This is a genomic window from Paracidovorax oryzae ATCC 19882, from assembly GCF_000687165.1.
In the GTDB taxonomy this organism is placed as follows: domain Bacteria; phylum Pseudomonadota; class Gammaproteobacteria; order Burkholderiales; family Burkholderiaceae_C; genus Paracidovorax; species Paracidovorax oryzae.
In genome coordinates, this window is sequence record NZ_JMKU01000036.1 from 24357 (window position 1) to 35961 (window position 11605).

The 11605-nt window shown below is 71.8% G+C and carries 11 protein-coding genes; 6 read left to right on the plus strand and 5 right to left on the minus strand.

Translation table 11 applies throughout. The features are described from left to right. Positions 1 to 141 precede the first annotated feature (141 nt). The 3 genes from T336_RS0120615 (at position 142) to xopF2 (ending at position 3947) form a co-directional block, all read left to right on the plus strand. Positions 142 to 1107, plus strand: coding sequence for an AEC family transporter (locus T336_RS0120615; protein ID WP_026433952.1), 966 nt, complete (start codon positions 142 to 144; stop codon positions 1105 to 1107). Positions 1108 to 1224: 117 nt separating this feature from the next. Beyond that, positions 1225 to 1719, plus strand: a complete 495-nt coding sequence (locus T336_RS0120620; RefSeq protein ID WP_026433953.1) for a hypothetical protein — start codon at positions 1225 to 1227, stop codon at positions 1717 to 1719. After that, the gene (gene xopF2 / locus T336_RS0120625; RefSeq protein WP_026433954.1) at positions 1716 to 3947 is read left to right on the plus strand and encodes a type III secretion system effector XopF2; all 2232 of its coding nucleotides are present in this window, start codon (positions 1716 to 1718) and stop codon (positions 3945 to 3947) included. Before T336_RS0120620 ends, xopF2 begins: the two co-directional genes overlap by 4 nt. Positions 3948 to 3959: 12 nt before the next feature. Here the strand turns inward: xopF2 and priA are convergent, their stop codons facing one another. From priA to T336_RS25450, 4 genes are all read right to left on the minus strand, one after another. Then, on the minus strand, positions 3960 to 6074 hold the full coding sequence (gene priA / locus T336_RS0120630; protein ID WP_026433955.1) for a replication restart helicase PriA: 2115 nt from the start codon (positions 6072 to 6074) through the stop codon (positions 3960 to 3962). Positions 6075 to 6494: 420 nt separating this feature from the next. After that, positions 6495 to 6695 (minus strand): hypothetical protein, encoded by a 201-nt coding sequence (locus T336_RS26810; RefSeq protein WP_156957910.1) that lies wholly within the window; start codon positions 6693 to 6695, stop codon positions 6495 to 6497. A gap of 123 nt (positions 6696 to 6818) precedes the next feature. Next, positions 6819 to 7949: a uroporphyrinogen decarboxylase gene (hemE, locus tag T336_RS0120640; RefSeq protein WP_026433956.1), complete on the minus strand. Its 1131-nt coding sequence runs from the start codon at positions 7947 to 7949 to the stop codon at positions 6819 to 6821. Between the two features lie 64 nt (positions 7950 to 8013). Next, entirely contained in the window at positions 8014 to 8643 is a 630-nt protein-coding gene (locus T336_RS25450; protein ID WP_026433957.1) for a MarR family winged helix-turn-helix transcriptional regulator, read from the minus strand. Between the two features lie 88 nt (positions 8644 to 8731). Here T336_RS25450 and T336_RS0120650 point away from each other — a divergent pair, with 88 nt between their 5' ends. Both T336_RS0120650 and T336_RS0120655 read left to right on the plus strand, forming a co-directional pair. Continuing rightward, entirely contained in the window at positions 8732 to 9718 is a 987-nt protein-coding gene (locus tag T336_RS0120650; protein WP_026433958.1) for a Bug family tripartite tricarboxylate transporter substrate binding protein, read from the plus strand. A gap of 26 nt (positions 9719 to 9744) precedes the next feature. Next, complete coding sequence (locus T336_RS0120655; protein WP_026433959.1) at positions 9745 to 11100, plus strand: sulfatase family protein; 1356 nt, start codon at positions 9745 to 9747, stop codon at positions 11098 to 11100. A gap of 16 nt (positions 11101 to 11116) precedes the next feature. Here T336_RS0120655 and T336_RS26815 read toward each other — a convergent pair whose 3' ends face one another. After that, positions 11117 to 11428, minus strand: a complete 312-nt coding sequence (locus T336_RS26815) for a hypothetical protein (RefSeq protein WP_156957911.1) — start codon at positions 11426 to 11428, stop codon at positions 11117 to 11119. 4 nt (positions 11429 to 11432) lie between these two features. Between T336_RS26815 and T336_RS26820 the strand changes: the two genes are divergently transcribed. Next, a partial coding sequence (locus T336_RS26820; protein ID WP_156957912.1) for a contractile injection system protein, VgrG/Pvc8 family occupies positions 11433 to 11605 on the plus strand: 173 nt, incomplete at its 3' end.

Below are 11605 nucleotides of genomic sequence, written 5' to 3' on the forward strand. Positions count from 1 at the left end.
ACTACCAGCCCGGGCATGGGCAGCCGGGCCGGGAGGCGGGTGCCGATGATAACGGGGCGGTCCGCCGCCGGGTTGTGCGGGGGAATGCGGGCCGGGCCGATGCGGCGGCGTCCTACAGGCCGCGCGCTGCGAGAATGCCGCGTGCTCTCCGTGCTGGCCGTCACCTTTCCCTTCTTCGCGCTCGTGCTGTGCGGGTACCTGGCCACGCGCGCGGGGTGGCTGCCGCTGGCCGCGATTCCCGGGCTGAATGCCTTCGTGCTGTTCTTCGCGCTGCCGTGCATGCTGTTCCGCTTCGGCGCGCGCACGCCGATTGCCGAGCTGCTGGACCCCGCGGCCGCGGGCGTGTACCTGGCCTGCGGCCTGGCGCTGGTGGCCGCGGCCATCGCGCTCACGCGCCGCCGGCTGGGCTGGAACGACGCGGCCTTCGGCGCCCTGGCGACGGCCTTTCCCAACACCGGCTTCATGGGCGTGCCGCTGCTGGTGGCGCTGCTCGGCCCGGCGGCCGCGGGGCCGGTGATCCTCACGATGCTGCTGGACATGGTGGTGACCACGGCGGTCTGCGTCGGCCTGTCGCGCCTGGGCGGCGGGGATGCGCCGGGCGCCGAGGGGGCGCGGGCGGCGCTGGGGCGGGCCCTGCGCGGCATGGCCGCCAATCCCATGCCCTGGTCGATCGCGCTGGGCGCGCTGGCCTCCGGGTTGCAGGTCGCCCTGCCGGGGCCCGTGGACCGTACCGTGGGCCTGCTGGCGGATGCCGCGGCGCCCGTCGCCCTGTTCACCATCGGCGCGGTGCTCGCGCGCGCGGGCATGGCCGCGCATCCGGGCGAGGCCCTGCGCCCCCGGGACGGCCTGGGCGCGGCGCTGGCCAAGCTGGTGGTGCATCCGCTGCTCGTCTGGGGCGCGGGCCATGCGGCGATCGCCGCGGGCGCGCCGCTGTCCGCTCCTGTGCACACCGCGCTGGTCCTCGCGGCGGCGCTGCCGAGCGCCAGCAATGTCTCGCTGCTGGCGGAGCGCTTCGGCGCACACACGGGGCGCATCGCCCGCGTGATCCTGGTGTCCACGGTGCTGGCCTTCCTGAGCTTTTCGGCCGCGGTGGCCGTCTGGACCTGACCGCTTCGCATTCCTGGGGCCGGCTTCGGCCCGGTCATCGGGGCGTTACGCGATTTCACGACATTGGCGGCGTTGCAGGTGCCCCGTGCGGCGCCTTCGTGAATGAGGAGTTCCACCATGACCGCCCCTTCCGCTGCCCCGGCGCAGCCCGACTCCGTGGCCGCACGGACGTATCTTTCGCAGATAGGGACCCACCTGGGCGTGCCCCCCGACCTCCTGCCCTCCCTGCAGTCCGGCGAACCCTTCGTGGGGCCTTCCGGCCTGCTGTGCCGCATCCACGTCCGCCGGGACGAGGACCGCTGGGCCGCCTACCCGGAAGTCCTGCTGCCGCTGGCCGCCGCCGAGCTGGGGGGAATGGACGTGCCGCGGCTGCTGGGCGTGCAGGAGCAACTGCTCGGCGGCGAGGGCTGGCTGCTGGGCCTGATGGAAGACGGGGGGCTGCTGGGCCTGCGGCCGCTGCAGGCGCGCCACGACGCTGCCCGCGTGGCGGCCGACATGGACCGCGGCCACCTGCTGGCGCGCGCCGCCCTGGACGCGCTGGTGCCGCCCGGGGACTCCGGACCCTCCGGAGCCGGGCCCGCTGCGGTGCCGGCCGCGGGAGCCGCACCGTGATCCGCGGCTCCGAGCAGGCGCTGCTGCGCGGCACGCAAGGCCGGTCCGACCGGTTCCAGGAGGCCGGGGAGTCTTCGGCGCGCGCGCAGGGGCGGGAAACCGCCCCGCCGTCCCGCAGCCTGGTGCCGCCCCAGGCGCTGGCCGTACTCTCATCCGAAAGGCAGGCCCGCGCGGCCGGCCTTGATGCCTCGGCCTCCCACCGGCGGGCAGCCCTGCCGTCCGAGCCCGGCGGCAGTTCGCGCTATTTTTCCGCGCGCCTGGATCTGGGGGAAGTCTCCGGCGAGCTGGGCCTGTCGACTCTGCGGGGCTCGCAGCGCGAGCGGCCGAACGTCGAGGATTTCTCCCGCAGCAATTCGGGATCGGGGCTGGACCTCGACACGGTCGAGCGGCGCGGCGTGGACCGCGAGGCCGCCGCCCAGGAGGCCAGCGGCGACGAAGGCGACGAGACGGACCTGCCCATCGTCCGCCTGCGCATGCAGGTCATGTCCCACCTCGGCGCCATGCCGCTGGCCGGGGACGTGCAGGACCGCGCGGAGGTGCAGGCCCAGATGGAGGCGGAGTACGTCCAGTGGGCCGCGGACCGCCTGCTGGAGCGCCACAAGGCCTATGGCGCCACCGGGGGCTACCATTTCCGCGAACACATGCAGCCCGTGGGATGGCAGCGTGCCTCCGTGGCCATCGCCTACGAAAGCCTCAAGGGCTTCATGACCTCGGCCACGCGCACGCCGTCGGGCGGCGCGATCTCGACGCTGCGCGACAACGAGGACGGGGACACGGCCTCCAAGATCTGGCCGGCCGTGTACGGCGGCATGATGGCAGGCATGGTGAACTACCTCACCGAGTCCATCGTGGTGCCGGCCATGGACCGCCGTTCGCGCGTGGCGAACATGCCGGGCTTCAAGGCGGTGGACCCGAAGGTGCTGGTTCCCGACCCAGCACCCGTGCAGCTGGAGGTGACCGCTGAAGGCGCCAAGCGTTTCTGGCGCCCCGCGCGGGACTCGGAAGTGGGCCGCACCTCCACCACGGAAGACGTGGTCCGTCCCACCCGCAATGCCCTGCGCGGCGCCGCGTTCGACCACCGCAAGCTGGTGGAAACGCGCCAGAAGCTCATGGACGGGAAGGCCGAGGCCGCGCTGCTCAAGCCGGTGCTCACGGCCGGTGCCAACGCCACGCGCCGCAGCCTGAGCAGCGAAGAGACGCTGGCGTCGCCCCTGCGCGCCCTGGGCTTCGGTGCGGTGGCTTCGGGCACCGCGTCGGCGGTGAACAAGGCGGTATTGGAAACGACCAAGGCCCTGCCGCGCACCGGGCAGGTGGCGGTGTCCGACCTCGTGGGCGGCACGCAGCGCGTCAACCTGTTCCGGCTGGCGCTGCCCGACGATACGCAGGCGCCGCTGCAGTGGCGCGACGCCCGGCGCCTGCCCGGCTTCGCCTGGAACGTGGCGCAGGAATCCGTGCCCCTGCTGGGCGAGGCATTCCGCACGAGCGCCGGGGCGTTCCATGCCGCGCGCGATTTCTTCGTGCGCAGCGTGGGCGGCAACGTGGTGATCGGCGCGGTGGCCTCCGCGGCCGGCCTGCAGTTCGCCTCGATCGTCCGCGGCCGCTATGGCGTGCCGGACGGCGACGAGCCGCCCAACTCCCGGGGCGGGGTGATGCAGCAGGCCGGGCAGAGCTTCTTCAGCGAACTGGGCTGGAGCGGCTGGAAGGCGCTGATGGGCGACATCAGCGGTGAACTCACGTCGCGCCTGGACCGCCGGCGCGACCAGACGCAGGAGCGCCTGTGGCGCGAGTCCCGCGGCGAGATGCGTGCGCTGGACCCGATGCTGGAATCCCTGCTGAGCGCGTCGATGCGTTCTTTCGTTCCGCCCGTCCGCCGCCCCGCCACGGAATTCTCCGACGCGGCGCTGCGCCGTGCCGAGGAGGGCCCTGCCCCGGCGTCCGCAACCGGGGGCGACGCCGTGCGCGGCCAGGTATCGGAGGCGCTCGCGCGCCTGGCGGACCTGATGCGGGCGAGCCCGCAGGGCATCATCGAGCACGGCGCCGTGGCATCGGCCGCGGACAGCCTGCGCCAGCTGACCAGTGCGCACGGCGAGGGTGTCCTGCTCCTGCACGGCGTGGACCGCGCCCGGCTGCTGGACGTGCAGGCCCGCCTGGAGCGCGTGATGCGCCACCTGGAGCAGCGCGAGGCGCTCATCGCCTGGCGGGAAGGCCCCCGGCCGCACGCCGACTGACCCGCGGCCCGCTCAGATCGCCAGCGGATCCACGTCCACCAGCCAGCGCACCAGCCCGCGGTGCGCCGGATCCGCGCGGCAGGCATGCAGCAGCGGCTGCCAGGCCGCCAGGAAGCGCTGCAGCGCCGCGCGGCTCGGGCTCTCGAGCAGCATCTGCGCGCGCTCCACGTTGGCCACGCGCTGGATCGCCAGGGGCACGGGCGGGAACACCGTCACCTGCTCCAGCCCCGGAAGGCCCGCCTGCCGGGCCGCCTCGGCGCAGCCGGCCAGGAAGGCCTGCGCCACCTCCTGAGTGCGAGCGTCGGCACGCACCAGCGCCTGGAACGCGAAGGGCGGCATGGCGGCCTCGGCGCGCTCGGCAAGCTGCCGCGCGGCGAAGGCCGGGTAGTCGTGCCGGCGCAGCGCCGCGTACACCGCGTGGTCGGGGTGGTAGGTCTGCACCCACATCTCGCAGGCGCCGCCCTGGGCGGCCACGTAGCCCGCGTCCCGGCCCGCGCGGCCCGCTGCCTGCATGAGCAGCGCGAAGAGCCGCTCGGGCGCCCGGAAATCGCTGGAGAACAGCGCGCCGTCCGGCTGCACCGCCGCCACCAGCGTGATGCGCCGGAAATCGTGCCCCTTGGCGACCATCTGCGTGCCCACCAGCACGTCCACCTCGCCCGCATGCACCTGGGCGAGCTGCTCCTCCAGCGCGCCCCTGGCCTTCGTGGTGTCTGCGTCGATGCGGGCCACCCGGGCGGCGCGGCGCTCCGGCGTGATCACGTTGCGCAGCAGCGCGGCCAACTGCTCTTCCAGTTGCTCGGTGCCGCGCCCGATCGGCGCGATGTCCGGGTTGCCGCAGCCCGGGCAGGCGTAGGGCACGCGCTGCGCGAAGCCGCAGTGGTGGCAGCGCAGCGAGCGGTCGATCTTGTGGAACACCTGGTGGGCGCTGCAGTGCGGGCAGTCGCTCTTCCAGCCGCATTCCGTGCAGTGCAGCACCGGGGCGAAGCCGCGGCGGTTGAGCAGCACAAGGCACTGCTCGCCGCGCTCCACGCGCTCGGTGATGGCGGTCACGAGGGGCGGCGAGAACACGGCGCCGCGCGGCTGCTGCGCCATGTCCACCAGCCGCACGCGCGGCAGCGCGCCTGCGCCGATCCGGCTGGGCATGTGCAGCCGCAGGTAGCGCCCGCCCGGGGCTCCGTCCGCGGGCGGGCGGCTCGCGTGCCAGCTCTCCAGCGACGGCGTGGCCGAGCCGAGGATCACCTTGGCGCCCTGCTCGCGGCCGCGCCAGATGGCCAGGTCGCGCGCCGAGTAGCGCGCACCTTCCTGCTGCTTGTAGCTCGCGTCGTGCTCCTCGTCCACCACGATGAGCGCCAGGCCCGGCAGGCTCGCGAACACCGCCATGCGCGTGCCCAGCACGATGCGCGCCTGGCCGGCATGCGCGGCCAGCCAGCTTTTCAGCCGCTGCGGGTGGGTCATGCCGCTGTGCAGCGACACCACGCTGTCCGCCCCGTAGAGCGGCGCGAAGCGGGCCAGGAACCGCGCCTCCAGCTGCGGCGTGAGGTTGATCTCCGGCACCATCACCAGCACCTGGGCGGCAGGGTCGGCGGCCAGGGCCTGCTGCACGCAGCGCAGGTACACCTCGGTCTTGCCGCTGCCCGTGCTGCCGTAGAGCAGGAACGGGCCGGGCTGGTCGGCGATGGCGTCCGTGGCCGCCTGCTGCTCGGCGCTCAGGGCATGGGGACCGGGCGCATAGGGCGCAGCGGCTTCACCTGCGGTGGCGGCCGGCACACGCCGCAGGCGCCGCGCGAGCTGCGCGGGCGTGAGGTCGCGCAGCTGCGGTGGCAGGGCGGCAAGCGCCACCTCCCCCAGCGCCCGCTGGTAATAGCGCGCCGCGAAGGCCACCAGCCGCCGCCAGGCCGCGTCCAGCGGCGCGAGCCCCTCCAGCACGCCTGCCACCGGCCGCACCGCGGCGCCGCGCGGCAGGTCGGGCGCACCGGCCGGCGCATCCCACACCACGCCCAGCACTTCGCGCGTGCCCAGGGGCACCCGCACCAGCGTGCCCGGCTCCAGCGGGTGTGTGCTCGCATAGCTCAGCGGGCCGCCCACCGCGCTGTGCGCGGGCGTCTGGACGGCGACCGAAACGATCACGCCGCCGTCGGTTGCGGCGGATGGCGATGCGGCGGACGGGGCGCGGGATAGCGGTTGGGACACGGAAGGGACGGGGGCAAGGGCCAGGGCGGCGCCCGAGTCTGCCGCAAGCGGCCGCCGGGTGCACGGAGGGATTTTGGGCCGGGTTGTGGATAACTTTGTGGGCATCCGGGGACATCCAGGGGGCAGGCGGTGCACAGCAGCCCCGCGCGATGGTGTGCCGGTCTTCCCAGGGTGAAGAAAAAATCCTTTTGAATCAAGGATGTTGGGCGAGCTGTTTCAAGTTTCGCCTTCGGCTCCGGCCTGTGGATTGTTGCGCCGCCGCATGCGCCGGAGTGTGCATAAGTGGCCTTGTCAAGAGTTCCCCGGCCCCCCGGATTGTGGTAGGAGGGGTCTTCCTGGTGCGGTTCTGCCTTCGGTTCACCCGGCAAGTGCTTGATTTGACGAGGGTTTTGGAGAAATCCAGAGTTTCTGTGGATAACTTTGTTGATATCCACTGCGTACCGTGCGCAGGCCCTTGAAAACACGGGCTTCCATCACGCTGCCCGGAAATTCGGCAGCAGCTCTGCTTTCCATATGAATCAATGACTTGGCGCTGTTCGAAGAAATCGACGGCGCCATCACGCCGCGCGCTCGCGGGCCGCATGGCTGCACCGCCCTGGTGCCGGCGATGTGAATAAGTCAAGGGGCGGCGGGAGGCCGGCCGCATGCCGCATGGCCGGGCCGGCGCGCGTTGGCAGGCTTTCAGGCGCGGCCCGTGCCCGCCGCCGCGCGCATCGCCCGCGAGTGGCCGTGCACCGCCTCCACCAGGGCGGCGACGTGTTCCGGCGGCGTGTGCTGGCTGATGCCGTGGCCCAGGTTGAAGATGTGCGTGGGGCCGGTGGTGCCGCGGTCCGTGTGCGGGGTGCCGAAGCTGTCCAGCACCGCGCGCGCCTGGGCGGCGATCGCCTCCGGCGGCGCGAACAGCACGTTCGGGTCGATGTTGCCCTGCAGCGCCTTGCCGGGGCCGCCCACAGCGCCGCCCACCAGGGCGCGGGCGCGGGCCAGGTTGGCCGTCCAGTCCAGTCCCAGCACTTCGCAGTCCAGGCCCTGCATGTCTTCCAACCACAGGGCCCCACCCTTGGTGAACACGATGCGCGGCACGTCGGTGCCGTCCACCCCGGTGCGCTTCAGTTGCGCCAGCACGCGGGTGGTGTAGGCCAGGCTGAATTCCTGGAAGGCCCCGTCGGCCAGCACGCCGCCCCAGCTGTCGAACACCATCACCGCCTGGGCACCCGCGTCGATCTGCGCGTTCAGGTAGGCCGCCACGGCATCGGCATTGATCGCCAGGATGCGGTGCATCAGGTCCGGCCGGGAATACATCAGCGTCTTCACCAGCCGGTAATCGTCGCTGCCCTTGCCCTCCACCATGTAGCAGGCCAGCGTCCAGGGGCTGCCGGAGAACCCGATCAGCGGCACCCGGCCATCCAGCGCCCGGCGGATGGAGGTGACGGCGTCGAACACGTAGCGCAGCTTTTCCATGTCGGGCACGGCCAGCTGGTCCACTGCGGCCTCGTCGCGCACCACGCGGGCGAAGCGCGGGCCCTCGCCCTCGGCGAACGACAGGCCCAGGCCCATCGCGTCCGGCACCGTCAGGATGTCGGAGAACAGGATCGCCGCATCCAGCGGAAACCGCTCCAGTGGCTGCAGCGTGACCTCGGTCGCGTAATCCACGTTGGTGGCCAGCCCCATGAAACTGCCAGCGCGCGCGCGCGTGGCCTTGTATTCGGGCAGGTAGCGGCCGGCCTGGCGCATCAGCCACAGGGGCGTGTAGTCGGTGGCCTGGCGCCGGCAGGCGCGCAGGAAGGTGTCGTTCTGGAGCGGGGCGAAACTCATGGCGGGCATTGTCGCAGGGCCCGCCGCCGCCCTGCGCCCGCGGCCGGGCCGGCCTTGCCCCAGATCAAGCCGCCGGCCCGCCACCCGGTGCCGTGCCCCGCCGCCCGCCGGCCCGCGCACCCCCGTTGCGCGGCGGAAACGGCGCCGCGCCCGCCGGCTGCCGCTCCAGCTGCGCGGCCCGTTCCTGCAACTGCGCCAGGCTGCGGTCCAGGGCGTCCAGGTGCGCCGCATCCAGGCTCAGCGCCAGTGCCTGGTTGATGGCCCGCACCTCCGGCCACAGGGCGGCGTGCAGCCGCGTGCCGCCTTCCGTCAGGTGCAGCCCCGCCGGCCGTCCGTCCGCCGGGGGCCTGCGCTGCACCAGGCCCTTGCCCTCCAGCGAGCCGATCGCCCGTGATACCCGCGCGCGGTCCAGCTCCAGCCTCACCGCCAGCACCGAAGGCTGCAGCCCCGGCTCCTGCGCCAGCCACATCACCACGCCCCACTCGCGGCGTGTGATGCCGTGGCTGCGCTCGCACAGGCGGGTGACGAGGCGGCCCGACGCCGCCGCCAGCTTCACCAGCCGGTACAGCAGCAGGTCGCCGGGCTGTGCCGGCGCCGCCAGCGGGTTGCCTGCGGAAGGGCCGGAGGGGCCCGACGGGCCGGATGGGGAGGAGGGTGCGGAACGGGCGGCAGGACGGGAGGGGCGCGTCGCCATGCGGGAATGTCCTCATCGGGGTTGATTTGAACAATTGTCGCGCCGCTGCGTACAGTGCCTGCCATCCCTGCCGATGGAGTGCACCGCCATGACCCTGCGCCGCGAATTCCTCTTGAACACCCTGGCCCGCCCGGCCCTGCTGGGCGCCGCCGCCTCCCTGGGTGCGGGCGCCGCGCTGGCCCAGGTGCAGGACGCGCCCCTGCGCATCGTCGTCGGCTACGCCCCCGGCGGATCGAGCGACCGCGTCGCGCGCATCGTCGGCGACAGGCTGCAGCGCGTGCTGGGCAGCCCCGTCATCGTCGAGAACAAGGTGGGCGCCGGCGGCCGCATCTCCGCCCAGTACGTGAAGAGCGCGCCGGCCAGCCAGCCCATGCTGCTGCTGGCCAACCCGGCGGTGATGGTCGTCTCTCCCCTGGTGGTGAGCGACGTGGGCTACCAGCCCGACCAGGATTTCGTGCCCGTGAGCGAGGTGAACAACTACGTCTTCGGGGTGGCCGTGGGCGCCGCCGTGCCCGTGCGCGAAATGCAGCACCTGCTGGCCTGGATGCGCGCCAACCCGCGCTCGGCCAACATCGGCGTGCCCGCCACCGGCAGCCTGCCGCACTTCTTCGCGCTCATGCTGGGGCAGAAGGCCGGCATCACCGCCGAAGCCGTGGGCTACCGCGGATCGGCACCGCTCATCACCGACCTGGTCGGCGGCCAGATCCCCGTGGCCGTGGACACGCTGGACGCCCTGCAGCCCCAGCACGAGGCCGGCAAGCTGCGCCTGCTGGCCGTCTCCAGCGAGCAGCGCCTGCCCGAACTGCCCCAGGTGCCCACGTTGCGGCAGTCCGGCGTGGACCTGGCCGCCTCCGGGTGGAACACCCTGTTCGCGCCGCGCTCCATGCCGGCAGCGCAGGTGGACCGCTACGCCGCGGCCATCTACAAGGTGATGCAGGACAAGGACGTGGTCAAGCAGTTCAAGGACAACCACCTGGACCCCGTCGCCAGCACCCCCGCGCAGACGCGCCAGAGCATCGCCGCCTACCGCAAGCAGTGGGAGCCCGTGATCCGCGCCTCCGGCTACCGCCCCTGAGCCGCCCCGCCGAAGGAGACGACGCCATGCCGCAGCAGACAGAGAAGCCGCAGAGACCGAACATCCTCTTCATCGTGGCCGATGACCTGGGCTACGCCGACCTGGGGTGCTACGGCGGCCGCGACGCCGCCTTCGGCCCCGTCTCGCCCGTGCTGGACCGCCTGGCCGCCGGCGGATTGAAGCTCACCCAGGGCTACTCCAACTCGCCCGTCTGCTCGCCCACGCGCTTCGCGCTCATGACGGCGCGCTACCAGTACCGCCTGCGCGGCGCCGCCGAAGAACCCATCCGCACCGCCACGCGCGGCAACGACCGCCTGGGCCTGCCGCCCGCGCACCCCACGCTGCCCTCGCTGCTGAAAGACGCCGGCTACCGCACCGCCCTGATGGGCAAATGGCACCTGGGCTACCCGCCGCACTTCAGCCCCTTGAAGTCGGGCTACGAGGAATTTTTCGGCCCCATGTCCGGCGGGGTGGACTACTTCACCCACTGCGGCGCCAACGGCACGCACGACCTCTGGTTCGGCGAAGAGGAAAAGGCCCAGGAGGGCTACCTCACCGACCTCATCACCGACCACTCTGTGGACTACATCACGCGCATGGCCGAAGGCGCAAAACAGGGCACGCCCTTCTTCCTGAGCGTGCACTACACCGCCCCCCACTGGCCCTGGGAAACCCGCGACGACGAGGCCCTGGCCCACGAACTGCGCGACAGCAGGCAGGCCATCTACCACCTGGCCGGCGGCAACGTGGAAACCTACCGCCGCATGATCCACCACATGGACGAGGGCATAGGCCGCATCGTCGAAACCCTGCGCGCCCACGGCCTGGAGCGCGACACCCTCATCGTCTTCACCAGCGACAACGGCGGCGAACGCTTCTCCGACAACTGGCCCCTGGTGGGCGGCAAGATGGATTTGACCGAAGGCGGCATCCGCGTGCCCTGGATCGCCCACTGGCCTGCCGCCATCCCCCCCGGCGGCACCAGCGCCCAGCCCTGCCTGACCATGGACTGGAGCGCGACGATGCTGGAACTGGGCGGCGCCCAGCCCCACCCCGACTACCCCTGGGACGGCCAGACCCTGGCGCCCCTGCTGCAAGACCCCGCCTGGACCGCCGACCGCCCCCTGTTCTGGCGCATGAACCACCGCGGCCAGCGCGCCATGCGGCACGGCGACTGGAAATACCTGCGGGTGGATGGCGTGGATTACCTGTTCAACCTGGCGCAGGACGAGCGCGAGCGGGCCAACCTGGCTCCGCTGCAGCCGGGAAGGCTGGCGGAGATGGTGCAGGCATGGGAAGCATGGGAGGCGACCATGCCGGCGATTCCGGGGGATGCGACGGTGAGCCTCTGCTACACGGACAAGGATATGCCTCAGAGGTGATCCGGGGAGCGGCGCCTCAAGGCGATGAACTGGCGTTCCATTCCAGTAACGAAAGCTTGAGCGCGAGTGAACAGCCACCGGTAATTACGGCTTCTGGCGGAAACCCTGTTGTGCCGGCCCGTGACTCCATCGTGGGGCAAGTTAATTCCATAATGATATTCAAGTCATGAATTTTATTAATAGTTAAGCGGGACCCAGGGTGATGAAAGAAGTGTTTAACATTTAAAAACAAATTTTTTATTAATAGGCTGTCGAGTTTTTGTTTCAGCAGACCTATCATCCGCCGCGTCTCAACTTGACTCTGCAGCAACGAGAGGGCTGCAGCCATAACAATGACACGCCGCGTCACCATCCAGACGCCCCTGGGAGAGCAACTGCATTTCCGGCAGCTGCGGGGCAGCGAGGAGCTGAGCCAGCTTTTCTCCTTCGACATCGACCTGCTCTCGGAAGGGCGCGACATCGATCCCAAGGCGCTGCTGGGCAAGACGGCGACGGTGGAGATCGA

Coding starts and splice junctions, on each gene's coding strand:
- T336_RS0120620 (WP_026433953.1), top strand. CDS start 1,225: ATGACCGCCCCTTCCGCTGCCCCGGCGCAGCCCGACTCCGTGGCCGCA.
- hemE (WP_026433956.1), bottom strand. CDS start 7,949: ATGAGTTTCGCCCCGCTCCAGAACGACACCTTCCTGCGCGCCTGCCGG.
- T336_RS0120655 (WP_026433959.1), top strand. CDS start 9,745: ATGCCGCAGCAGACAGAGAAGCCGCAGAGACCGAACATCCTCTTCATC.
- T336_RS0120650 (WP_026433958.1), top strand. CDS start 8,732: ATGACCCTGCGCCGCGAATTCCTCTTGAACACCCTGGCCCGCCCGGCC.
- T336_RS25450 (WP_026433957.1), bottom strand. CDS start 8,643: ATGGCGACGCGCCCCTCCCGTCCTGCCGCCCGTTCCGCACCCTCCTCC.
- T336_RS26815 (WP_156957911.1), bottom strand. CDS start 11,428: ATGGCTGCAGCCCTCTCGTTGCTGCAGAGTCAAGTTGAGACGCGGCGG.
- T336_RS26810 (WP_156957910.1), bottom strand. CDS start 6,695: ATGGCGCCGTCGATTTCTTCGAACAGCGCCAAGTCATTGATTCATATG.